The organism is Ruegeria sp. CI5 (assembly GCF_056536885.1).
Window position 1 is genome coordinate 90,861 of sequence record NZ_JBQFQN010000006.1, and the last position, 23,692, is coordinate 114,552.

Annotated in this window: 23 protein-coding genes; 11 read left to right on the forward strand and 12 right to left on the reverse strand. The window is 62.4% G+C overall.

Going from position 1 to position 23,692, the window contains the following annotated elements; translation table 11 throughout:
* The first annotated feature begins 6 nt into the window (after positions 1–6).
* From galE to ACR0BA_RS16435, 5 genes are all read left to right on the forward strand, one after another.
* Entirely contained in the window at positions 7–990 is a 984-nt protein-coding gene (gene galE / locus ACR0BA_RS16415; protein ID WP_480729011.1) for a UDP-glucose 4-epimerase GalE, read from the forward strand.
* Between the two features lie 7 nt (positions 991–997).
* Positions 998–2,041, forward strand: coding sequence for a glycosyltransferase family 2 protein (locus tag ACR0BA_RS16420; RefSeq protein WP_480729013.1), 1,044 nt, complete (start codon positions 998–1,000; stop codon positions 2,039–2,041).
* A gap of 185 nt (positions 2,042–2,226) precedes the next feature.
* The gene (locus ACR0BA_RS16425) at positions 2,227–3,213 is read left to right on the forward strand and encodes a glycosyltransferase family 2 protein (RefSeq protein ID WP_480729014.1); all 987 of its coding nucleotides are present in this window, start codon (positions 2,227–2,229) and stop codon (positions 3,211–3,213) included.
* Positions 3,210–4,913 carry a DUF5927 domain-containing protein gene (locus ACR0BA_RS16430; protein ID WP_480729015.1) on the forward strand — a complete coding sequence of 568 codons (1,704 nt, stop codon included), beginning with the start codon at positions 3,210–3,212 and terminating at the stop codon, positions 4,911–4,913. Before ACR0BA_RS16425 ends, ACR0BA_RS16430 begins: the two co-directional genes overlap by 4 nt.
* A gap of 6 nt (positions 4,914–4,919) precedes the next feature.
* Complete coding sequence (locus ACR0BA_RS16435; RefSeq protein ID WP_480729016.1) at positions 4,920–6,356, forward strand: nodulation protein NodH; 1,437 nt, start codon at positions 4,920–4,922, stop codon at positions 6,354–6,356.
* Here ACR0BA_RS16435 and ACR0BA_RS16440 read toward each other — a convergent pair.
* From ACR0BA_RS16440 to hslO, 8 genes are all read right to left on the reverse strand, one after another.
* Positions 6,340–6,858, reverse strand: coding sequence for a L,D-transpeptidase family protein (locus tag ACR0BA_RS16440; protein WP_480729018.1), 519 nt, complete (start codon positions 6,856–6,858; stop codon positions 6,340–6,342). The two genes, ACR0BA_RS16435 and ACR0BA_RS16440, sit on opposite strands and share 17 nt — an antisense overlap.
* Positions 6,859–6,914: 56 nt before the next feature.
* Positions 6,915–7,700: an ion transporter gene (locus ACR0BA_RS16445; protein ID WP_170391366.1), complete on the reverse strand. Its 786-nt coding sequence runs from the start codon at positions 7,698–7,700 to the stop codon at positions 6,915–6,917.
* Positions 7,701–7,720: 20 nt separating this feature from the next.
* Positions 7,721–8,950, reverse strand: coding sequence for a class I SAM-dependent RNA methyltransferase (locus tag ACR0BA_RS16450; RefSeq protein ID WP_480729019.1), 1,230 nt, complete (start codon positions 8,948–8,950; stop codon positions 7,721–7,723).
* 39 nt (positions 8,951–8,989) lie between these two features.
* Complete coding sequence (locus ACR0BA_RS16455) at positions 8,990–10,822, reverse strand: ABC transporter ATP-binding protein (protein ID WP_480729021.1); 1,833 nt, start codon at positions 10,820–10,822, stop codon at positions 8,990–8,992.
* The gene (locus ACR0BA_RS16460) at positions 10,819–12,669 is read right to left on the reverse strand and encodes an ABC transporter ATP-binding protein (RefSeq protein WP_480729022.1); all 1,851 of its coding nucleotides are present in this window, start codon (positions 12,667–12,669) and stop codon (positions 10,819–10,821) included. Before ACR0BA_RS16460 ends, ACR0BA_RS16455 begins: the two co-directional genes overlap by 4 nt.
* A gap of 191 nt (positions 12,670–12,860) precedes the next feature.
* Positions 12,861–14,012, reverse strand: a complete 1,152-nt coding sequence (locus tag ACR0BA_RS16465) for a CCA tRNA nucleotidyltransferase (RefSeq protein ID WP_170434078.1) — start codon at positions 14,010–14,012, stop codon at positions 12,861–12,863.
* Entirely contained in the window at positions 14,012–14,611 is a 600-nt protein-coding gene (locus ACR0BA_RS16470; RefSeq protein ID WP_480729024.1) for a CoA pyrophosphatase, read from the reverse strand. The genes ACR0BA_RS16465 and ACR0BA_RS16470 overlap by 1 nt, the downstream gene beginning before the upstream one ends.
* Positions 14,601–15,587: an Hsp33 family molecular chaperone HslO gene (gene hslO, locus ACR0BA_RS16475; protein WP_093963913.1), complete on the reverse strand. Its 987-nt coding sequence runs from the start codon at positions 15,585–15,587 to the stop codon at positions 14,601–14,603. Before hslO ends, ACR0BA_RS16470 begins: the two co-directional genes overlap by 11 nt.
* A gap of 77 nt (positions 15,588–15,664) precedes the next feature.
* Between hslO and ACR0BA_RS16480 the strand changes: the two genes are divergently transcribed.
* The gene (locus ACR0BA_RS16480) at positions 15,665–16,108 is read left to right on the forward strand and encodes an NUDIX hydrolase (protein WP_170363967.1); all 444 of its coding nucleotides are present in this window, start codon (positions 15,665–15,667) and stop codon (positions 16,106–16,108) included.
* On the opposite strand, the gene ACR0BA_RS16485 is transcribed toward ACR0BA_RS16480, so the two are convergent.
* Positions 16,105–17,370 (reverse strand): PP2C family protein-serine/threonine phosphatase, encoded by a 1,266-nt coding sequence (locus ACR0BA_RS16485; RefSeq protein ID WP_480729026.1) that lies wholly within the window; start codon positions 17,368–17,370, stop codon positions 16,105–16,107. The two genes, ACR0BA_RS16480 and ACR0BA_RS16485, sit on opposite strands and share 4 nt — an antisense overlap.
* A 157-nt stretch (positions 17,371–17,527) precedes the next feature.
* Here ACR0BA_RS16485 and ACR0BA_RS16490 point away from each other — a divergent pair, with 157 nt between their 5' ends.
* Positions 17,528–17,854, forward strand: a complete 327-nt coding sequence (locus ACR0BA_RS16490; protein WP_480729028.1) for an Hpt domain-containing protein — start codon at positions 17,528–17,530, stop codon at positions 17,852–17,854.
* Positions 17,855–17,858: 4 nt separating this feature from the next.
* On the opposite strand, the gene ilvA is transcribed toward ACR0BA_RS16490, so the two are convergent.
* Complete coding sequence (ilvA, locus tag ACR0BA_RS16495; RefSeq protein WP_480729029.1) at positions 17,859–19,085, reverse strand: threonine ammonia-lyase IlvA; 1,227 nt, start codon at positions 19,083–19,085, stop codon at positions 17,859–17,861.
* Between the two features lie 59 nt (positions 19,086–19,144).
* The gene (locus ACR0BA_RS16500; RefSeq protein WP_480729031.1) at positions 19,145–19,912 is read right to left on the reverse strand and encodes a hypothetical protein; all 768 of its coding nucleotides are present in this window, start codon (positions 19,910–19,912) and stop codon (positions 19,145–19,147) included.
* A 134-nt stretch (positions 19,913–20,046) separates the two neighbouring features.
* On the opposite strand from ACR0BA_RS16500, the gene ACR0BA_RS16505 reads away from it, so the two are divergent.
* The 4 genes from ACR0BA_RS16505 to msrA all read left to right on the forward strand — a co-directional run bounded on the left by ACR0BA_RS16505 (position 20,047) and on the right by msrA (position 22,821).
* Entirely contained in the window at positions 20,047–21,273 is a 1,227-nt protein-coding gene (locus tag ACR0BA_RS16505) for an argininosuccinate synthase (protein WP_093963907.1), read from the forward strand.
* Between the two features lie 32 nt (positions 21,274–21,305).
* A complete protein-coding gene (locus ACR0BA_RS16510) occupies positions 21,306–21,704 on the forward strand; it encodes a DUF1810 domain-containing protein (protein WP_480729088.1) in 399 nt (132 codons plus the stop codon).
* A gap of 74 nt (positions 21,705–21,778) precedes the next feature.
* Positions 21,779–22,060 (forward strand): SCP2 sterol-binding domain-containing protein, encoded by a 282-nt coding sequence (locus ACR0BA_RS16515; protein ID WP_005979840.1) that lies wholly within the window; start codon positions 21,779–21,781, stop codon positions 22,058–22,060.
* Between the two features lie 95 nt (positions 22,061–22,155).
* Entirely contained in the window at positions 22,156–22,821 is a 666-nt protein-coding gene (msrA, locus tag ACR0BA_RS16520) for a peptide-methionine (S)-S-oxide reductase MsrA (protein ID WP_170510640.1), read from the forward strand.
* On the opposite strand, the gene ACR0BA_RS16525 is transcribed toward msrA, so the two are convergent.
* Complete coding sequence (locus ACR0BA_RS16525; RefSeq protein WP_480729034.1) at positions 22,818–23,690, reverse strand: ribokinase; 873 nt, start codon at positions 23,688–23,690, stop codon at positions 22,818–22,820. The genes msrA and ACR0BA_RS16525 overlap by 4 nt on opposite strands.
* Positions 23,691–23,692: the final 2 nt, after the last annotated feature.

Genomic DNA, 23,692 nt, shown 5'->3' on the forward strand with positions numbered 1-23,692 from the left:
CCACGGATGACAAACATACTCGTGACCGGCGGCGCCGGATATATCGGATCCCATGCCTGCAAGGCGCTGGCGACGGCGGGCTATGTGCCCGTGACCTATGACAACCTTGTCACCGGCTGGCAGGATGCGGTGAAATTCGGCCCGTTCGAACAGGGCGATCTTCTGGACCGCGCGCGGCTAGACCAGGTCTTTGCCAAGTACCAACCGGCGGCGGTGATGCATTTCGCCGCGCTCAGCCAGGTCGGCGAAGCCATGAGCGAGCCGGGCCGGTACTGGCGCAACAACGTCACCGGATCGCTGAACCTGATTGAGGCGGCCGTGGCCGCCGGCTGCCTGGACTTCGTGTTCTCGTCCACCTGTGCAACCTATGGCGACCACGACAACGTGGTGCTGGACGAAACCACGCCGCAACACCCGCTGAACGCCTATGGCGCCTCCAAACGCGCGATCGAGGACATCTTGCGCGATTTCGAACAGGCGCACGGGCTGAACCACGTGATCTTTCGCTATTTCAACGTGGCCGGTGCCGACCCTGACGGCGACGTGGGCGAGTTCCACCGCCCCGAGACCCATCTGGTTCCGCTGTTGTTGGACGCGATCGACGGCAAGCGCGACGCGCTGACCGTCTATGGCACCGATTACGACACGCCCGACGGCACCTGCATCCGCGACTATGTCCATGTCTGCGACCTGGTGGATGCGCATGTGCTGGGCCTGCGCTGGCTGGAACAGGGCAAGGGCAGCCGGGTGTTCAACCTGGGCACCGGCACCGGGTTTTCAGTAAAAGAGGTGATCGCGCAGTCGCACAGCGTGACCAATCGCGAGGTGCCCTTCATCACCGGTCCGCGCCGGGCGGGCGATTGCACCAAGCTGGTGTCAGGCTCGACCCGGGCCGAGGCCGAACTGGGCTGGCGGCCCGAACGGTCGCGGCTGGAAGTGATGATCGCCGATGCCTGGCGCTGGCATCAGAATGGCCATTACGAAAAGTGATCGAGCCATGGGCGCCGCGCACCACCATGACGAAAACGCCCCGGGCTGGGTTCGCAGATACCGCCTGCGCCTGAAACGCAAGCGCCTGTTGTGGCGGTCCTTCCGCAGCCGCCACGCGTTGACGCCGGTTTCGGACAAGACCCGGCTGATCGCGCCCACCGACATTCTGGCCTTTACCACCCTGCGCAACGAGATCGAGCGCCTGCCCTGGTTCTTGCGCCACTATCGCCGGCTGGGGGTCGATCATTTCCTGATGGTCGACAACGGCAGCGATGACGGTTCGACCACCTATCTGCTGAACCAGCCGGACGTGTCGCTGTGGCAAACGCAGGCCAGCTATCGCGAGGCGCGGTTCGGGCTGGACTGGCTGACTTGGTTGCAGATGCGGCATGGCCATGGTCATTGGACGCTGATGGTGGATGCGGACGAACTGCTGATCTATGCCCATCACGACAGCCGCGACCTGCGCGATCTGACGGGATGGCTGGACCAAATCGGACAGCCGGCCTTTGGCGCGCTGATGCTTGATCTATACCCGAAAGGCCCGTTGGGCGCGGCGCCCTATGATCCCGAGACCGACCCGACCGAAACTTTGAACTGGTTCGATTCCGGCCCTTACAGGGCCCGCCGGCAAGAGCCGCTGGGAAACCTGTGGGTGCAAGGCGGCGTTCGCGAACGCGCCTTCTTTGCCGATTGCCCGGACCGGTCTCCGACCCTGAACAAGATTCCGTTGGTGAAGTGGGACCGTCGCTATGCCTTCGTGAACTCCTGTCACTCGGCCCTGCCCCGACACCTGAATTTTGCCTATGACGGGCCTTCCGGGCAAACCCCCTCGGGCGTCCTGTTGCACACGAAATTCCTGCCGCAAGTCGTCGAGAAGTCGCGCATCGAAAAACAAAGGCGCCAGCATTTTCATGATCCCGACCAATTCGGGCCATACTATGATGGCATCATTGCCGGGCCCGACCTTTGGACTCCACAATCAGAACGGTATTCAGGCTGGGCGCATCTGCAGAGCCTTGGACTGCTGTCAGCGGGCGGGTGGACGTGAACGGGGAATCCTGTGCCCCAAAAACCCATGCTTGGCTAACGGCTTTTAAATAGATTGCTTCGCAAGGTGCGAAAATGTCATAAAACGTTAGTGTCCGGCTCCCGTCTGACCAAATGCGGACCCCGGACATGCTCGCGTATTACAAGAAGGTTGGGCAGCGCGTGAGCCTTTTGGATTCTTACCGGATGAGACTGCGGCGCAAGCGCCGTCTTGTGCGCTGCATCCGCCGAAGACGCGATCTGCGCACCGTCCGCAACAACACCCGGCAGATCCGGTCCGGTGATGTTCTGCTGATGAGCGTCGTGCGCAACGAAAAGATCCGCCTGCCCTATTTTCTGGACTATTACCGCAAGCTGGGCGTCCGGCATTTCCTGTTCGTCGACAATGACAGCACGGATGGCACGCTGGACTATCTCAAGGCGCAGCCCGATGTCTCGGTCTGGTATACGAATGCCAGCTATCGCCGTTCCACATTCGGCATCGACTGGTCCAACTACTTGCTGCGGAAATACGCCCATGGACACTGGGTCCTGGCCGTAGATCCGGACGAGTTTCTCATCTATCCGTTCTGCGACACACGTCCCATCGACGCGCTGACCGACTGGCTGGACGGCACCGGGGTGCGCAGTTTCGGGACGATGCTGCTGGACATGTATCCCGAGGGGCCGATTCAAGACGCCACCTATCACGAGGGGCAGGACCCGTTCGAGATTGCCGCATGGTTCGACTCGGGCAACTACATGATCACCAAGAACCCGGCCTATGGAAACCTGTGGATCCAGGGTGGGCCACGGGCACGGGTTTTCTTTCAGGACAAGCCCGCGAAAGCGCCCGCGCTGAACAAGATCCCTCTGGTCAAGTGGGATCGGCGCTATGTCTATGTCAGCTCGACCCATGCGCTGCTGCCGCGCGGCCTGAACCAGGTCTACGACGAGTGGGGCGGCGAGAAAACCAGCGGCGCATTGCTGCATGCCAAGCTGATCAACACGCTGGGTGACAAAGCCCGCGAAGAACTGCAGCGCGGTGAACACTACCGCGCGTCCGGCGAATACAGGGCCTATGTCGACCAGTTGGAGAGCAAACCGGTTTTCTGGTGCAAATGGTCCGAGAAATACATCAACTGGCGCCAACTTGAGATTCTGGGTCTGATGTCCAAAGGGAACTGGGCATGAGCGGGACCCTGGGCATCGTGATGCTGGTCCACACTGCGCTGGACCGGGCTGAGCAGGTTGCCCGGCACTGGACCGCGGCAGGTTGTCCGGTGGTCATCCACGTCGACCGCAAGGTCGACCCGGCCGTGTTCAAAGACTTTGTCGCGGCCTGCGGGGATGATCCGCTGATCCTGTTCTGCGACCGCCAGATCTGCGAGTGGGGCGGCTGGGGCATCGTTGCCGCTTCGCAATCGGCCGCGACACTGATGCTGGAGCGCTTTCCCGACACACGCCATGTCTTTCTGTCATCCGGCTCTTGCCTGCCATTGCGCCCGGTTCAGGACCTGATCGATTACCTGAGCGACCGGCCCCGCGTGGATTTCATTGAAAGCGCCACCACCGCCGATGTCAGCTGGACCGTGGGCGGGCTGGACCTCGAACGTTTTACCCTGCGGTTTCCCTTCTCGTGGCGCAAACACCGCAAGCTGTTTGACCGCTTCGTCAAGCTTCAGCGCGCGGTCGGATATCGGCGGACAATCCCCAACGGGCTGATCCCGCATATGGGCAGCCAGTGGTGGTGCTTGACGCGGCAGACCCTGACCGCGATCCTGCAGGACCCCAAGCGAGGTGTCTATGATCGATATTTCCGGCATGTCTGGATCCCCGACGAAAGCTATTTCCAGACGCTGGCGCGGCTCTATTCCACCCAGATCGAAAGCCGATCGCTGACCCTGTCGAAATTCGACTATCAGGGCCGCCCGCACATGTTCTATGACGATCACCTGCAGTTGCTGCGCCGATCCGATTGTTTCGTCGCCCGCAAGATCTGGCCGCGCGCCGACCGGCTGTATCAGGCGTTTCTGAACGATCAGTCCCTCGCCGGAAAACCCGCCGAGCCCAATCCCGGCAAGATTGACCGCGTATTTTCCAAAGCGGTCGAGCGTCGTACCCGCGGCCGCGACGGCCTGTACATGCAAAGCCGTTTTCCCCGCCATGGCAGCGAAAACGGCCTGACCGCGTTTCCTTACTCCGTGTTTCAGGGTTTTTCCGAGTTGTTTGAGGGCTTTGAAAGCTGGCTGGGCAATGCGTCAGGCGCCCGCGTCCATGGGCATCTTTTCAACCCCAAGCGCGCCGAATTCGCCGAAGGAGAGACTATCCTGAACGGGTCCCTCAGCGACAACGCCATTTTGCGCGACTACAATCCGACGGCGTTTCTGTCGAACCTGATCTGGAACACCCGGGGCGAACGTCAGTGTTTTCAATTCGGCCCCGCTGACACCCAGAAGATCAATTGGTTTCTGGCGAGAGACAAGAACGCACAGGTCTGCGTGGTCACCGGTGCCTGGGCTGTTCCCCTGTTTCGGTCGAACATGAATTTCGCCGACATCCGCGCCGAAGCGGCCCGCCTGCAAAAGATTGAGACCGAACAGCTTGAGGTGCTGGATTCCGTGTGGACCAAAGCGCGCGTGCATGTTTGGTCAATGGCCGAGTTCGTTGAATCCCCGATGGAACACCTGCAAACCGTTCTTGAAGGGATGGGCGCGACGCAGCCCAGCCATCTGATCGAGGCGCCGACGATGGTTGATCTGGCCGGGTTTGGAAAGTTCCTGCAAAACCTCAAGAACCAGGGAATGCACCCTCACCTGATGGGCGACTTTCCTGCCGACGATGTATTCGGCAATCAGACCCGCCCGTATCGCAAGCCCTACCTGGTGCAATGACCCCGCATGCCGACCGACTTTGACTATTTCATCATTCTTGCCGAAATGCGCACCGGGTCGAACCTGCTGGAGGCAAACCTGAATGCGTTGGACGGCGTGCAGTGTCATGGCGAGGCGTTCAATCCGCACTTCATCGGATACCCGAAAGCAACCGAAGTGCTGGGGCTTTCACTGGAAGACAGGGATGCTGCGCCGGACCGCCTGATCGAAGCAATGCGTTCCGCGCCGGAGGGTCTGCACGGGTTCCGGTTTTTTCACTCGCACGACCCGCGGGCCCTGGCGATGGCGCTGAACGATCCGCGCTGCGCAAAGATCATTCTCAACCGCAACCCGTTGGACAGCTACATCTCGCTCAAGATTGCGCGGGAGACCCAACAGTGGATGCTGACCAACGTGAAACGCAGGCGCGCCACCAAGGTTGCGTTTGATGGGGACGAGTTTCGGCACTACGTGGATGAGCAGCAGGCGTTTCAGCTGAGTTTAGTCAATCAGCTGCAAAAAACTGGCCAGACCGCATTTTACATCGGTTACGAGGATCTGACCCAACTGGATGTTCTGAACGGACTGGCGGCATGGCTGGGGGTTGAGGCGCGTCTGGATCAACTGGCCCCGGATCTCAAACCTCAGAACCCGGAACCGGCTTTGTCAAAGGTGACCAATCCCGAAGCCATGGATGCGGCCCTTGCGGCGCTGGACCGGTTCAACCTGCACCGAACGCCGAACTTCGAACCACGACGGGGGCCTGCCGTTTCGCGTCATATCGCGGCCGCGGAAACGCCGCTGATGTATCTGCCGATCCGTGGTGGACCGGAACAGATCGTGGTTCAATGGATGTCCGAACTGGATGGCGGCGAGCTGATCACCGACCGAAACCAGAAACAGGTGCGCCGCTGGATGAAGGCGCATCCGGGTCACCGGAAATTCACGGTCCTGCGACACCCGTTGGCGCGGGCACATTCGGTGTTTTGCGAACGGATCCTGGGCACCGGGCCCGGCGCATATGCCGGAATCCGCAACCGGCTGCGCAACGGGTTCAAGTTGCCGATCCCGGGACAGGTGCGCGATGGAAACTATTCGCTCGAGCAGCACTATCAGGCGTTTTCGGCGTTTCTTGAGTTTCTGCAGCTGAATCTTTCTGGCCAGACCCCAATCCGGGTCGACGGGCTGTGGTGCACGCAGGCCCGCATGCTGGAGGGGATTGCGGGCTTTGCCTTGCCCGACCTCATAATGCGCGAGGAAGAGATGGCCACCGCGCTACCGGATCTGGCCCGCGGCCTGGGGCACAATGCCCCGCCGAAGCCCGGCGTGCCCGCGCCGGACCAGCCCTATTCGTTGGATCAGATCTACGATGACAAGCTCGAGGCGCTGGCCGAGGAAACCTATCAGCGCGACTATCTGCAGTTCGGATTCGGGAAATGGCGGCCTATCAGGGACGCACGGTGATCAACGTACCTTCGTTCACCATCGCATAGATCTCTTCGATCTCTTCGTTCTTGACGGCGATGCAGCCAGCGGTCCAATCCGGCGTCTTCTTCGCGCGCTTGAACTCCTTGCGCAGGTTCGGTTGGCCGTGAATGAAAATGTCTCCACCCGGGTCGAAGCCCATCGCCTTTGCCTTGGCGATATCCCGGCTGTTGGGATAGGAAATCCCCAGCGACAGGTGATATCGGCTGCGAGGATTGCGGCGGTCGATCAGGTAGGTGCCTTCGGGTGTGCGACCGTCGCCGCGCTTGACCTTTGTGCCGCTTGGAGCGAACCCAAGCTCGACATCATATTCGCGCAAGATCTGCTCGTGATGCAGCAGGTACATCTTGCGCGCGCCCTTGTTCACCACAATGGATGTCACCTCGGGTCCGTTGTAGGTCAGAAACCGGGGCCCCGCACTTCCACAAGCCGAAAGGCTCAGTGTTGCCAGTGCACCCAATCCAAATGCTCGACGATCCATGATTTCACTGCCTGCTCGTTTTTTCGCATAATGCCAAAATCCGGCAGAAACGGAAATCACTTTTTGCTGTTCATATGCTCGGTCAGGCGGCGTTCGATCGACTCAAGCCGGTCCAGCACCTCGTCCCGATAGGCATCCGTCTTGACTTCATCCTCGGCATGGTGGGCGTCCTGCATCGAATTCACGATCAGACCGACCAACAGGTTCACGACCGCAAAGGTCGTGACCATGATGAAGGGCACAAAGAACAGCCAGGCGTAGGGGTAGACCTCCATGACCGGGCGGACGATGCCCATCGACCAGCTTTCCAGCGTCATGATCTGGAAGAGGGTATAGGCCGACAGACCCAGATCACCGAACCACTCCGGAAAGCTGTCCGAGAACAGTTTGGTCGAGATCACCGCGCCGATATAGAACAGGATCGCCATCAACAAGAACACGCTTGCCATACCCGGCAACGCCGAGATGAACCCCTCGACCACCCGGCGCAGGCGTGGCGCAACCGAGATCACCCGCAGCACCCGCAGAATCCGCAGCGCACGCAACACCGAAAGACCCGCACCGCCGGGCACCAAGGCGATACCGACGATCACGAAATCGAAAATGTTCCAGCCATTGAGGAAGAACCGGCGCCCGTTGGCCACCAGTTTCATCGCGATCTCGGCCACGAAGATGGTCAGGCAGATGGTGTCGAGCAGCACGATCGCCGGCCCGAATTTGGCCATCAGGCCGTCCGAGGTTTCCATGCCCAGCAGAACCGCGTTCACCAGGATGACGCCGGTGATGAATTGCGCAAACCGAGGGTTTTCGACAAAGGCCTGCAGGCGTTGCCGGATCGTCATGCGGAGGGTCTCCTGTTGGGTCATGGGGTCTTTGCCAGTTTGAAGCTGCCCACCAGTTCGCTGTGGGATGACCATCGAAATTGGTCAACCACTTGGACCCATTCAAGGGCATAGCCCGCCTGAACCAGGATTTTTGCATCCCGCGCAAAGGTCACAGGGTTGCAGGACACATAGGCGATGACCGGACGGCGGGCCTGAGCCAGCTCGGCCACCTGGGCCTCGGCGCCGGCGCGTGGCGGGTCCAGAACCACGGCGTCAAAGCGGCACAGCTCGTCCGGCATCAAGGGGCGGCGGAACAGGTCGCGCGCCTCGGTCGTGACCTGTTTCAGTCCCGTGGACTTGCGCCAGCCCTGATCCAGCGAGCGGGTCATGTCGGCCGCGCCTTCAACGGCATGAACCTCGGCCCGTTGCGCCAGCGGCAACGAGAACGTGCCGCAGCCCGCGAACAGATCAACCACTCGTTTGGCTGGGCCGATAATCTCCAAAACCGCCTGTGTCAGAGCCTGTTCTTCGTCTTTCGTGGCCTGAAGGAAGGCCCCCGGCGGCGGGACCACCGTCGCCGGACCGAACCGCTGTGTGGGTGGGTTGCGCATGGCGATCACCTCGCCATCCCAGGCCAGCCGCGCCAGCCCGTGCTGCTCGGTCGCCTGCGCAAGCGCCAGTTCCAGCGGGCCATCCAGCGGCTTGCCGCCCTGCACCGCCACGTCCAGTCCGGGTTCGGACAGGGTCAGGGTGACCGACAACACGCCCTTGCGGCTGCCACCCAGTTCGGCCAGCGCCTTGGCCACGGGGATGGCGGCGGTCAGCGCCGGGTCCAGCAGCTGGCAATCCGGGATCTCGGTGATCACGTCCGACGCGCGGCCGTGGAACCCCGCCAGCGCGCCCTTCTTTGTGCGGCGCACAGCGATGGTGGCGCGGCGACGCGACCGCGGCGGCGACGTCAGGATTGGGCGCATCTCGGCCTGCAGCCCCTGAGCGGCCAGCGCGGTACGCACCACCTCGACTTTCCACTCGGCCACGAAGGCGTCCGAGGCATGCTGCAACTGGCAGCCGCCGCAGCTTTTGTAGTGGCGGCAGGGCGGCTTGACCCGATCGTCCGATGGCGTCAGCACCTTGATATCGCTCAGCACCGAGCCGTCCAGCGCGCCGCTGACCCGCTCGCCGGGCAGCGTTCGGGGGGCATAGACCGGGCCCTCGGCGATGCCGTCGCCCTGATGCCCGAGGCGGAGAATGGTGTATTCCTGCGTCATGGCCTGCCTGATAGCCGGGCTGATGCGCCAACAAAACCCTTATTCGGCGGCCTCGGTCTGGATGAACCCGCCCGATTGACGGTGCCAGAACCGCGCATACAACCCGCCCTGCGCCAGCAGAGTGTCATGCGGCCCGCTTTCCACGATGCGCCCGTGATCCAGAACGATGATCCGGTCCATCTCGCTGAGCGTGGACAGGCGGTGGGCGATGGCCAGAACGGTCTTGCCCTCCATCACCCGGTGCAGCGCGGTCTGGATCGCGGCCTCGACCTCGGAATCCAGCGCCGAGGTCGCCTCGTCCAGCACGAGGATCGGCGCGTCCTTCAGGATCGCGCGGGCCAGCGCGATGCGCTGACGCTGGCCGCCGCTCAGTTTGACGCCGCGCTCGCCCAGATGGGCGTCATAGCCCTTGCGCCCTTGGCCGTCCTGCAGATCGAGGATGAAATCATGCGCCTCGGCCTTTTTGGCGGCGGCATTCATCTGGTCTTCGTTAGCATCGGGCCGGCCGTACAAGATGTTGTCGCGGGCCGAGCGGTTGAACATCGCGGTTTCCTGCGTGACCATGCCGATCTGGCGGCGCAGGCTGTCCTGCGTGACGCGGGCAATGTCCTGCCCGTCGATCAGAATCTGCCCATTTTCCCTGTCGTAGAGCCTGAGAAGCAGCGAAACCAGGGTGGACTTCCCCGCCCCCGAGGCACCGACGATTCCCAGTTTCTCCCCCGGCTGCACCGTCAGCGTCAGGTCCGAGACCCCGCCCACGTCGCGACCATAGGCAAAGCTGACATCGCGAAACTCGATCCGGCCCTCGGGCACCGTCAGCTCGGTGGCGTCCGGCGCATCCTCGACCCGGTCGGGCCGCGCCAGGGTCTTCATGCCGTTCTCGATCTCGCCCACATGGGCGTAGATCCCCATCAGGGTGAAGCTGACCCAGCCCGTCATCTGCGCGATGCGGATCGAAATGGCGCCCGCCGCCACGATATCCCCGGTGGTCGCCGACCCGGCCTGCCACAGCCACAGCGTCGCGCCCAACAGCAGGACCGGCAGAAGCCCCGCCAAGGTCATCAAAATGAACCGGAAACTGGCCGACAGTTTGCCAAAAGCCAGCGACTTGTCGCGCAGCGCAACCATCGAGTCGCGGGCGGCCTGATCCTCGAACTCGGAATGGGCAAACAGCTTGACCGTCTTGATGTTGGTGATCGTGTCCACCACTTGTCCCGACACCATCGCCCGTGCCCCGGCGCGCGCGGCCGAGCGCGTGCGGATCCGTGGCAGGTACCAGCGCACCAGCAGGAAATACACTGCCAGCCAGGCCACGAAGGGCAGCATGACCAGGGGATGAATAGACCCTAACAAAAGCAAAGATCCCACGAGCGACGCCAAGGCAAAGACGATGGCGCTGATGGTTTCCGATACGACCGAGGTCAGGGCATTGGCCGTCTGCATCTGTTTCTGGGCGATGCGGCCGGCAAAATCGTCGTCGAAATAGGTGACGGACTGGCCCAGCGTCCAGCGGTTCAGCTTGGCCAGCACCAGCGGCGGGATGTTGGGCATGACGATATAGTTGTTCGACACCGAGGATAGCCCGAACAGGAGCGGCCGGATCAGCATGAAGAACGCCACGGCGCCCAGGATCATCCACAGGTTTCTCGGTGTCAGAAAGTTCTCGGGGCCGCTGGCGGTCGCGATGTCGATCACCCAGCCCAGAATCCAGGCGGTTCCGGCCTCCATCGCGCCTGCCAGGGCCGAAAACAGCGCAGCGGCGAACAACATGGGCCAGGCCCCTGTCAGGCACCAGCGAATGAACGCCCCCAGCCTTTGCGGCGGGGGCGTCTGGGTGGGTTCAAACGGTTTGATCAGGTCTGCGACCGTCATTCTGCTGCCTCGTCCGCGGCCTCGGGGTTCATGAAGCCGCCAGATTGGCGCGCCCAGAACTGGGCGTAAAGACCGCCCTGCTCCAAAAGATCGGCATGGGTGCCTTCCTCGACGATCCGGCCTCCGTCCATCACCAGGATGCGGTCCATCTGGGCGATGGTGCTGAGCCGGTGCGCGATGGCGATCACGGTCTTGCCCTGCATCATACCGTATAGCGTCTCCTGGATAGCGGCTTCGACCTCGGAATCTAGGGCGGATGTGGCCTCGTCCAACAACAAGATCGGCGCGTCCTTCAGGATCACCCGCGCCAGCGTCACCCGCTGCCGCTGCCCGCCGCTCAGCTTGACGCCGCGCTCGCCCACATGGGCGTCATAGCCGGTGCGGCCCTGCGGGTCCTGCAGGTCGAGGATGAAGTCATGCGCCTCGGCCTGTTTGGCGGCGGCGATCATCTGGTCTTCGGTGGCATCGGGGCGGCCATACAGGATGTTGTCGCGCACCGAGCGGTGCAGCAGCGCGCTGTCCTGCTGAACCATGCCGATATTGCGGCGCAGGCTGTCCTGGGTGACGGTGCGGATGTCCTGCCCGTCGATCAGGATCGCACCGCTTTCCACGTCGTAGAACCGCAAAAGCAGCTTGACCAAGGTCGACTTCCCGGCCCCCGAGCGCCCGATCAGCCCGACCTTCTCGCCCGGCTGGATGGTCAGATTGACATGATCCAGCCCGCCGGTCTCGCGGCCGTAGTGGTGCGACAGGTCGCGGATCTCGATCCGGCCATCGGTCAGTTGCAGCGCCTTGGCGCCCGGCGCATCCAGCAGGTCGACGGGCTGGGCGATGGTCTCCATCCCTTCGGCCACGACGCCCAGTTGGCGGAAGAAGCTGGTCAGCGCCCACATGATCCAGCCGGTCATGGCATTCAGCCGCAGCGTCAGCGCGGTGGCCGCCGCCACCACCCCGACCGAGGCACTGCCCTGCATCCACAGGTAAATGGCCCAGCCGACCACACCAATGATCAGCACGCCGTTCAGCGCGACCAGAACGGCATCCATGATGGTGAAGATACGCATTTCGGTCTGGAAGGTGCGCCGGGTCTCTTCGATCGCTTCACGCGCATAGTCGAGCTCCTGCTGAGCATGGGCGAACATCTTCACCGAGTGGATGTTGGTATAGCTGTCCACCACCCGACCCGTCACCGTGGACCGCGCATCGGACGCGGCCTGCGACGCCGGCCCGACCCTCTGTACCGTCCAGCGCACCAGCAGCGCATAGAGCGCGAACCAGATCAGCAGCGGCAGCAGCAGGCGCGGATCGGCAGCCATCAGCAGGATCGCCGCGCCGATCAGATAGGCCAGCGAGAACGAGATCGCATCGAACACCTGGAACACCACCTCGCCCGCGGCGGGCGGGGTCTGCATGATGCGGTTGGCGATTCGCCCGGCAAAATCATTCTCGAACCAACCGACCGACTGGCGCAGAACGTGCTTGTGCGCCCGCCAGCGGATCAGCGTTCCGAAATTGGGCAGGATCGCGTTGTTCAGCAACAGCACGTCCAGCACATGCAGGATCGGGCGCAGGAACAGGATGAACAGCGCCACCAGAACCAGCTCGGTCCCCTGGGCCTGCCAGACTTCGGACGGCGATCCGCCCAGCAGGTCGACGACCCGGCCCATATAATAGATCAGCCCGATCTCGACCGCGGCCACGATGATCGACATCAGCGCGGCCCAGAAGAAGACGCGCCGAAAAGGGCGGGAATAATCCAGCATGAAAGGCCACAGCCGCGTCGGCGGCGTGTCCACCTCTTCATATGCAACAAAAGGGTCTACGAGGTTTTCGAAATAGCGAAACATGGAGGTGCTCCGATTGAGCAGGAAAATTGAAAATGCGAAAGCAGATGGCGCCAAAACACCACCCGTACGGGTCAGGTGTTCTGGCTTTAGCCGAACCAGATCCCGTAATACATTCGCAGTCCTCCATCCATGTGACAGGCGCAACCTAGCCGAACACCTGCGGGCTTGTCATCCCCTTTTGAGACTTCCCGTCAATATTGCAGCAGCGCGTCCCGGTCCAGCGTGAATTCCGAGGCGATCCAGCGGCTCTCCAGTTCGGCCAGTTTCGCGCCCAGCGCAGGGCCGGAGTAGCGCCCGAGCAGATCGGCGGCCCTGACCGGGAATGTCTCTGCGGCCCCTTTTTCAACGGCCGCGCCCGTCTCAGCCGTCCAGGGCTGTTCCAGAAAGGCGCAGCGCAGAAGGGCCGCGTCCTGTCCGTCTGGCTGGCCCAGCCGATACCCCAATTCGGCCGCCCCGGCACCGCATTGCGCGCCGTCCCGGATCCGGGTCAGGCGGGCCAGTTGCGCCTTGCTGAGGCGCAGAGTCCCAGCAACCTCGGGCGCAGCGATGGCTGCCAGACGGCGCAGCGCGTCGGGGGCAAGCCCGGCCTGTGATTCAAGATGGATCAGGATCGGCAGCGCCCGATCGTCGGCGCCGGGCAGCAGATGCGCCAGAACGCCGATGCTGCGCATGGCCGCCACTGATGGGGCCGGATCGGGCGCGGCCAGCAGTTTCAGCATCTCGGCCCCGACCCGTTCGCGCGACAGCCGGTCGAGCCCATCCAGATCGGCCGCAATCGCCGCCAGAGCATCCGGGTCCATCCCGGCCTGCGCATCGCCATACCAGGCGTGAAACCGGAAATACCGCAACGAGCGCAGATAGTCCTCGCGGATGCGATCTTGGGCCGCACCGATGAACCGCACGCGCCGCGCCTGCAGGTCGGGCAGGCCGCCCAGCGGATCCAGAATGGTGCCGTCGGGGCGGGAATAGAGCGCGTTCATCGTAAAATCGCGGCGGGCGGCGTCCTCTTCCACCTGGTCCGAAAAGGCCACGACCGCGCGCCGCCCGTCGGTTTCGACGTCGCGGCGAAAGGTTGTGATCTCATGTGGTTTGCCGTCGCTGACCACGGTCACGGTGCCATGATCAATCCCCGTCGGAATCGCCTTCAGCCCAGCCCGTTCAGCCAGGTCCATCACCTGTTGCGGGCGGGCATCGGTGGCGATGTCGAGATCCGAGACCGGGGCCCCCAGCAGCGCATTGCGGACGCAACCCCCAACGAACAGCGCCAGCGCGCCGCCCTCGGTCAGCGCCGCACACACGTTCTGCGTGGCCGGGTTCGTGATCCAGTCTTCGGTGATCCGCATCATTCGTTCATCCGTGCCGCCAACCCGCGCAACATGCGGGCCGTGGCGCCCCAGATGTAGTAGGGGCCAAAGGGCACCGCGAAGTAATACCGCCGTGTTCCGCGCCAGATGCGCGATTCAACCACATAATTCGCAGGGTTCAGCACATGCGCAAGCGGAACCGAAAACACCTCGTCCACCTCACCCGGTTCGGCCACCGGGTCAAAGCCGCGCTCCAGAACCGCCACCACCGGTGTCACGGCGAATGACGTGACGGTTTCATGCACCGGCAAGGTACCCAGAATGCGTGGCAGGTCCGGCGGCAGGCCGATCTCCTCCTGCGCCTCGCGCACGGCGGTTGCGGTCACATCCGCATCGGTGTCATCCTGCTTGCCACCCGGAAAGGCGATCTGCCCCGGATGGTGTTTCAGGGCCGAAGACCGCTTGGTCAGGATCAGGCGCGGATCGTCGCGGGCCAGGTCCACGGCGATCAGAACACCTGCGGGGCGCAGCTTGCGCCTCGCAGGCAGAACCGTCCCGGGATTGAGGTCGAAGTCGCTGGACCCGTCACCGGGACGGGCCAGCGCCGCGCTCAGACGCGGGATCAGGTCAGCCGGCATCCGGATCTTCTGCCTCGAACCCGACGGATTTCGGATCCAGCACGTAATGCGCGCCGCAGAACTGGCAGTCGGCGGTCACGGTGCCTTCATCCGTGGTCATCTTCTCGATGTCCTGGGCCGAGTAGATCGACAGGCTTTGACGCACGCGGTCCTCGGAGCAGGTGCAGCCGAACTGCACCGACTGGGCCTCGTACACGCGGGGCTGTTCCTCGTGGAACAGGCGCACCAGCAGATCGGTCGGCGCCACGGATGGTCCGATCATTTCCAGATCCTCGACCGTGTCCAGCAGTATGTTGACCCGGCCCCAGTTCTCTTCTTCCTGACCATCGACCAGATCGGCGGCTGTCAGAACTTCGCCCGTACCCTCGCCGCTGGCGACAAACGGAGACGCCTTTGGCATGTGCTGCAGCATGATGCCGCCGGCGCGCCAGCGTTCGCCCACACCCGGCTCGGTCGACCGGCCAAAGCTGAGCGAGAAGCGGGTCGGCAGCTGTTCGGACTGCGCGAAATACGCCTCGGCGCAGGCGCTGAGCGATCCTCCGGCCAGCGGCGTGATCCCCTGATAGGGTTGCGTCCCCTTGCCCTGGTCGATCAGGATCGCAAAGTATCCCTCGCCCACCTGATCAAAGGGAGCACCTTCGGTCAGACGGTCGCGGTCAAAGCTGGCATAGGCCCTGATCTGGGCGGGCTGACCCTCTTCGCGCGGGGCGTAATAGTCAGTGGCGATCATCCGCACGGGCCCCTTGGACTGAACCTGCAGCGACAGCTTCCAGCGCAGCGCGACGGTCTGGCCGATCAGCGCGGTCAGCAAGGCCATCTCGGCCACCAGCGCCTCGACCTGCGCGGGGTAGTTGTGCTGCTTCAGGATGCCGTCCAGCACCCCGTCCAGCCGGGCCACGCGGCCACGCATATCCGATACATCAAGTTGAAAGGGCAGGACGGTATCGTCCCACGCGATTTTCGTTCCAAGAGACATGGGGTTTCCTTAAGCGCCGCAAGTTGGCATATCGCCACCATATAGGTCGTACATTCGGGGTTGGAAGGGTCCTTAACATGATCAGACGGTTCGGCGAAACCCCGGAACCGGGGCGGAAATACACGCGCCGGGTCGGCGTCTATGCGCTGCTGCCGCGCGGGGCCAGCCTGCTGCTGACCTGCCAGACCGAACCCGGACCCGACTTGCAGCTGCCCGGTGGCGGGATCGACGCCGGCGAGTCGCCGATTGTCGCCCTGCATCGCGAGGTGTTCGAAGAAACCGGTTGGTCGATCGCGGACCCGCGGCGGGTTGGCGCGTTCCGGCGATTCACCTACATGCCCGAATATGATTTGTGGGCCGAGAAGGTCTGCCTCATCTACCGAGCCCGCCCGGTTCAACGCAAAGGACCACCGACCGAGCCCTTTCACGAGGCGGTTTGGATGAATACCGGCGATGCGGTTCACATGTTGGGCAATGCAGGCGACCGGCACTTCGCGCGGCTGCATCTATCCGGGCTTTAGTTTCCGTTGTACTCGAAAAACACGGCTGATACGTCATCCTCCATCCCGGTGCCCGGCGGCATGCCTTGAGTCAATCGCCAGAACATGTCGTCCAGAAACTCAGGCCCGCTGTTTGCTCCAAGACATTCCAGCGCCATCCGTTGTAGCCCATCCTCATCCAGCAGATCACCGTTTTTGACACGACATTCAGTGAAGCCGTCCGAGTACAACAGCAGCTTGTCACCGCGCTGCAGATAGGTTTCGGTCTGCTGGAACGCCACATCGGGCAGCAATCCGATGGGCAGGCCGCCATCCCCAAGGAACTCCGCCCGGCCGGTCCGGCGCAACAGCAGTGGATGGGGGTGCCCAGCCTGAACCATTCTCAGGTGGCCGTTCCGCAGATCCACGATGGCGTAGACCATGGTGAAATATTCCTCGATCCCCGTGTCGGCCATCAGGCGGGCATTCAGGATGGCGGCTACCTGCTCGGGTGGCAGCAAGGCGTAGAACTTGTTGAACCGCTTCTCCATTGCGACGTTCTGATCGAAATGCTGGCTGGTCAGATACCCGCCCAACCGCGCTGTCATCATTGCTGACGTGATACCGTGGCCGGAGACGTCGATGCTGTAGAACCCGATCCGGTTCGCGCCCGGCGAAAACATCCCCACCAGGTCACCTCCGATGTGACCGCAGGGTTTGAGCAGCAGGCTGACCCGGGACCTACCAAATTCCCGATAGAGTTCCGGCACCAGTGATTCCTGAATCTTGCGCGCCTGGATCAGATCCTTGTCGATGGCGTCATGAGCAAGGCGCAGTTCGGCCAAAGCGGTTTCGATCAACCGGTTCTTGTCCGAAAGTTCGCGCTGCATATCAAGAATGCGGGCCCCTGCCGAAATGCGGGCCCGCAACTCGTCTGCTTCAAGCGGTTTGATCAGGAAATCATCCGCACCGGCATCCAGACCGCGCGCGACTTCCTGCTTCTCACTTTTTGAGGTCAGAAGGATGAAATAGGTGTACTGGTCGTTCTCCAACGCGCGGAACGCGCGGCAGAATTCCAGCCCGCCCATGCCCGGCATCACCCAGTCACTGAGCACCAGATCGGGCAGGCCCTTCTTGCAGATCTCGATCGCTTCTTCACCGCTGTCGGCCTCGACAACCGTGAATCCCCATTTCTTCAGCGACGCCACCAGAATACGGCGTTGCAGGCGGCTGTCATCGACCACCAGCACAGTCCGGATGGCTCCAAAATCCAGGTCAGCCTTGGCCTCAATTTGGCTGGACACTCGCACGCGAAACCTCTGCGCATTTTCCTACGGGGGTGCGGCAAAGCTATGGCGCACGGCTTAACAACCGATGAAAGCTGTTCACCGCAGCGGCTTAACCCGGATTTTACCCCGGACCGGTATTCAGAGACGGTTTCGGTCAAGGTGGAGGACGGTGATGATACACTGGCCAAGGGTGCGCCAGCTGCGTGATGAAGTCGGGTCCGAGGAGTTCGACGAGGTCGTCCGGATTTTTCTGGATGAAGTCGGTGAGGTCATGGGCCGCTTGACGTCGGACACCGACCGATCCGCGCTTGAGCAGAACCTGCATTTCCTCAAGGGCAGTGCATTGAGCCTTGGTTTTGAGAGCCTGTCCAAACTCTGTCAGGATGGCGAACGGCGCGCTGCTGCGGGCCATGGGGCGGAAGTCGATCTGGACGCGGTCATCGCGGCTTTTGACCGCTCGCGCGCGGAATTCATGTCCGGCTTAAAGGACATCCTGTAATCGGTCAGATCACGAACTGCGCCAGCGTCTCGTCCTCGGTGATGTCGGTATAGACGAACCCGGCATCGTCGAGATGCGCAAACAGGCGCAGGAAATTGTCCGGCTTGCTGGTCTCGATCCCGATCAGGACCGAACCGAAATTGCGCGCCGATTTCTTCATGTATTCAAACCGGGCGATGTCATCTTCGGGGCCGAGGATGTTCAGAAATTCCTTCAGCGCTCCGGGCCGCTGCGGCAGGCGCAGGATGAAGTACTTCTTGACGCCCGAGTAGCGCTGCGCGCGCTCTTTGACCTCGGGAAGACGCTCGAAATCGAAATTCCCGCCCGAGGTGACGCAGACGACCGTCTTGCCGCGCACAAAGCTTTGGACGTCGCCCACCGCCTCGATCGCCAGAGCGCCGGCGGGTTCCAGCACGATGCCTTCTACGTTCAGCATCTCGATCATGGTGGTGCAAATGCGGTCCTCGGACAGAACGATCACGTCCGACAGGTGCCGGTCACGCAACAGCTGGAACGGCTTGTCTCCGATCCGGCCCACCGCCGCGCCGTCGACGAAATTGTCCACCTTGTCCAGCGCCACCGGATGGCCCGCCGCCAGCGCCGCGCGCAGACAGGCCCCGCCCGCGGGCTCGACGAACAGGCAATGGGTGCGGTCGCCGAACCATGTCGCCACACCCGAGGACATGCCGCCACCACCCACCGGCAGCACCACGTGATCGGGAAGGCGGCCCAGCTGTTCCTCGATTTCGACGGCCAATGAGGCCTGCCCCTCGATCACGTCGTCATCGTCGAAGGGCGACAGGAAATACCCGCCCTGCTGCGCGCACCAGTCCTGAGCCGCGGCAAGCGTGTGGTCGAAATAGTCGCCAGTCAGGTGGATCTCGACGTTGTCGCCACCAAAGATTCGGGTCTTCTGGATCTTTTGCTGAGGTGTCGTCACCGGCATGAAGATCACGCCTTTGACCCCCATGTGCTTGCACATAAAGGCCACGCCCTGCGCGTGGTTGCCAGCGCTGGCGCAGACGAACAGGTCCTGTCCCTGCTGCTTGCGCATGGCGTTGAACGCGCCGCGGATCTTGTAGGATCGCACCGGGCTGAGGTCTTCGCGTTTCAGCCAGATGTCGGCTTCATGTTTCTCGGACAGATGGGCATTGCGCTGCAACGGTGTTGCAGGAAACACGGTGCGCATCGCCTGTTCGGCGGCGCGGGCGCGGGTCATGAAATCACTCATGCCGCATTCCCTGCCCCATCAGGCCGACAAGGGCAAGGAATACATCGGTGTACGGGCGATCAGCCCAGTTCGCGCTTTTCGATGAACACGCCGTACATCGTGGTCAGGATGCTGACGTTGATCATCGGCAGGATCAGGATCCCGAAAAACAGGGCGATCAATACACCCAGTACCGGAATGATCGACAAAACTCCGATCGCCAGCTGAACAAGGAACTGAAACAGGAACGAGACCACGATAAGAACGACGATTGTTCCTGCGGTGCCCGGAGTGTTGTTCCAAGCCTCGGTCAGCGTGATCGGCTGGCCGATTGCCGCAGCCGGCAGGATGATGGACAGCCGATAGAAGCAAATAGCCAGGAAAACCATGTAGCCGATGGTCAGGATGATCGAAACGGCGATCAGTCCTTCGCCCAGCATGCCTGTCAGGATCCCCATCGGCAGAAACGCAATTGCCATCAGGATCCCCAGCATCAGCCCGCGTCCGAAATAGGCCAGAATGCGATCGAACCGAAAGGTGGGCAGCACGCCGGAAGGATACTCTTCCAGAAGAATGTATCTGTGCCAGGCCACCGCGATCCAGCCCATGATGAGGACCATCACGACGAACACGAGAAACGCGAACAGAATAAGGGCCCCCGGATTCACCCCCGGCGGTAGCCCGTTCGGGTTGTCATCAAATGCCTCGAGTGGAATTCCGGACACCATGAACAGGCCGATGATTGCAACCGTTCCGATTACGGCCGGACCGATAACGATTTGCGCCACCTGCTTGAGATTGCAAAAAACCATCCGAAGCGAGTGGGCAAAAATATTCCATCCGAGCATTCCGAAATTTCCTTAATCAATCCATGGTTGATACCGTTTGACTGCAATTCCGCCGCCCGGTCAATCCACAGCTTCTTGCCCCCACGTCGAAAACCCGCTAGGGGCCAATCGTCTTACGCATAAGGGGAAGTCAGATGTCCGCGCCCAAGAAAGTTGTTCTGGCCTATTCCGGTGGCCTTGATACCTCGATCATCCTGAAATGGCTGCAGACCGAGTATGGCTGCGAGGTGGTGACCTTCACCGCTGATCTGGGTCAGGGCGAAGAGCTTGAGCCCGCCCGACAGAAGGCCGAGCTGCTGGGGATCAAGCCCGAGAACATCTATATCGAGGACATCCGCGAGGAATTCGTCCGCGATTTCGTCTTCCCGATGTTCCGCGCCAATGCGCAGTACGAAGGGCTGTACCTGCTGGGTACCTCGATCGCGCGTCCGCTGATCTCGAAGCGCCTGATCGAGATCGCCAAGGAAACCGGCGCTGACGCGGTGGCGCATGGCGCCACCGGCAAAGGCAATGACCAGGTGCGGTTCGAACTGGCGGCCTATGCGCTGAACCCCGACATCAAAGTGATCGCGCCTTGGCGCGAGTGGGACCTGACCAGCCGCACCAAGCTGCTGGAATTTGCAGAGGCGCACCAGATCCCGATCGCCAAGGACAAGCGCGGCGAGGCACCCTTCTCGGTCGATGCGAACCTGCTGCACACCTCGTCCGAGGGCAAGGTTCTGGAAGATCCCGCCGTTCAGGCGCCCGACTATGTCTATCAGCGCACCGTCCACCCCGAGGACGCCCCGAACGAGCCCGAATATATCGAGATCGGCTTCGAAAAAGGCGACCCGGTCAGCATCAATGGCGAGGCGATGAGCCCCGCCACCATCCTGACCAAGCTGAACGAATACGGCGGCAAGCACGGCATCGGCCGTCTGGATCTGGTCGAGGGCCGGTTCGTAGGCATGAAATCGCGCGGCATCTATGAGACACCGGGCGGCACCATCCTGCTGGAGGCGCATCGCGGCATCGAATCCATCACCATGGACCGCGGCGCGATGCACCTGAAGGACCAACTGATGCCGCAATATGCCGAGCTGATCTACAACGGCTTCTGGTACAGCCCCGAGCGCGAGATGCTGCAGGCCGCCATCGACAAGAGCCAGGAACATGTCACCGGCACCGTCCGCGTGAAGCTGTACAAGGGTCTGGCCTCGACCGTCGGCCGCTGGTCGGATCACTCGCTGTATTCCGAGGCGCATGTGACTTTTGAGGAAGACGCCGGCGCCTATGACCAGAAAGACGCCGCAGGCTTCATCCAGTTGAACGCGCTGCGACTGAAACTGCTGGCGGCACGCGACAAGCGGTTGTCCAAGTGACCGAGGATGACGGCATAGACGACGAACTGGAAATGTTCATCGAAGCGCAGGACACGGTCTGGTCCGATGTCCTGCGTGAACTGGAACAGGGGCAGAAGACCAGCCATTGGATGTGGTTCGTCTTTCCGCAACTGGCCGAGCTGGGCCAGTCGCATATGGCGCAGCTCTACGGGATCGAGGATCTGGACGAGGCTGCGGCCTATCTTGCCCACCCCGAACTGCGCCGCCGCCTGACCGAGGTGGCCCAGCTGATGCTGACCCATGCGGGCAAGGACCCGGCCGAGATTCTCGGCAAGGTGGATGCCAAGAAGCTGCGATCATCCATGACCCTGTTTTCCGCCGTGCCCGATGCGCCCTCCGAATTCCAGGCGGTTCTGGATGCGTTCTATGGGGGGCAGCCCTGCCCGCGCACGCAGCAGGCCCTGGGCTGAACACGTAAGGTCACGCTTGCCCCGGACCCTGCCCTCTGTCACCCCGAAGGCAAGTGCGAAAAAGGGAGGCAGGGATGCTGCAGGAGATCGCCGAGGGAATCCAGAAAGGGCTGGCCGACAAACGCTTTGACGGCTCGTTGAAATTCGATTGCGGCGCCGATGGCGTGATCGTTCTGGCCGACAACACGGCCACAACCCAGGACCGCGAAACCGATTGCACCATCCGCATCTCGCGCGAAAACCTGGGCAAACTGCTGACCGGCAAGCTGAACCCGATGACCGGGGTGATGATGGGCAAGCTCAAGATCTCGGGCGACATGGGCGTCGCGATGAAGCTGGGGCAGTTGCTGGGCTAGGCGATAAACTCGTCTCACCACCGCGTGACAAACGGTTTCAGCCGATTGTCAGCCGCCCCGTTGCGCGGCAGCCTGAGGCGGAAAGGAGATCCGCCATGACCCGTTGCCTCGACCAGATCAAGCTGACCCTTCTGTTTGCGCTGATTGCGCTGGCGCTGATCCTGCGCGCTCAGCCTTCCCCGGCGGCCGGAACCGAGACGCTGACCGTGGCGGGCGGCTGTTTCTGGTGCGTCGAGGCCGATTTCGAATCCGTGCCCGGCGTGATCGAGGCGGTTTCGGGTTACACCGGCGGCACGACTCCGAACCCCACCTACAGCCAGGTCACGAGCGGCGGCACCGGCCATTACGAGGCGGTGCAGATCACCTTCGATCCGGCCCGCGTTTCCCGTGAAACCCTGCTGAACCTGTTTTTCCGCTCGGTCGATCCCACCGATGCCGGTGGACAGTTCTGTGACCGGGGCGACAGCTATCGCACCGCGATTTTCGTCTCTGACACAGGCGAAAAAGCTTTGACTGAACGCAGCAAGGCCGAAGCACAGCGTGCGCTCGGTCAGGCCATCGTGACTCCGGTCCTGTCGCTTGGGGCGTTCTATCCGGCCGAGGCCTATCATCAGGATTACTACAAGGGCAAAAAGCTGGTGTTCACCCGGTTCGGGCCGAAACGCCAGCTGAATGCCTACAAGGCCTATCGCAAGGCCTGCGGCCGCGATGCACGGGTCCGGCAATTGTGGGGCAACGCCGCGCCGTTTGCCGGATCTTAATCCAGCGCGGCCTCGCGCACCTCTTTCAGATCGGGAATGACGTCCGCCGTACCAGGCCGCATCACCATCAGGGCAGCGGCCCGGTTGGCTTGGGTGATGGCCTGCGCCATCGGCATCCCCCGGTCCATTCCCGCCAGAACATATCCGGTAAAGGTGTCCCCGGCCCCGGTCGTGTCCACGGCCTTGACCTTGTGGGCAGGAAACTCTGCCGCCGCCTGCCCGCGTTGATGATAGCGGGCGCCTTTTGACCCCAGCGTGACGATCACATGCTCGACCGGCAGATCGGCCGGAGCCATCCCTGTGGCCTGTTGCAGCTGGGCGGCCTCGACCTCGTTCAGGATCAGGAAATCCAGATAGGGCAGCACCGCCTGCACCGCCGTTGCGCTGAAGGGGGCTGCGGCACAGCACACCGTCAGACCCCGCTCGCGGCCCAGCTTCGCGGCCTCGACCTGTGCGGTGGTCTCGTTCTGGAACACCAGAAGACCGCCCGTGTCAGAGTCTGCCAGCGCGGCGGAAACCTGACCGGCTCCGATCGCATGGTTGGCGCCGGGGTACAGGATGATCAGGTTTTCGCCCTGCGCATCCACGGCGATGATCGCATGGCCCGTGGGCTGATCGACCTGCGCGATGTGCCGCGTGTCGACCCCGTATTCGGTCAACCGGTCGCGCGCCCACAGCCCGTCGGCCCCCACGGCGCCGATGTGGCGCACATGCGCCCCGGCCCGTGCCGCCGCAACCGACATGTTCGCGCCCTTGCCGCCCAGAAACCGCTGCAAACCGCTGGCCGCAAGGGTTTCACCCGGCGCCGGCAGGTGCGGCAGCGCATAGACCATGTCGGCATTGATCGAGCCCAGGTTCCAGATTGCCATCG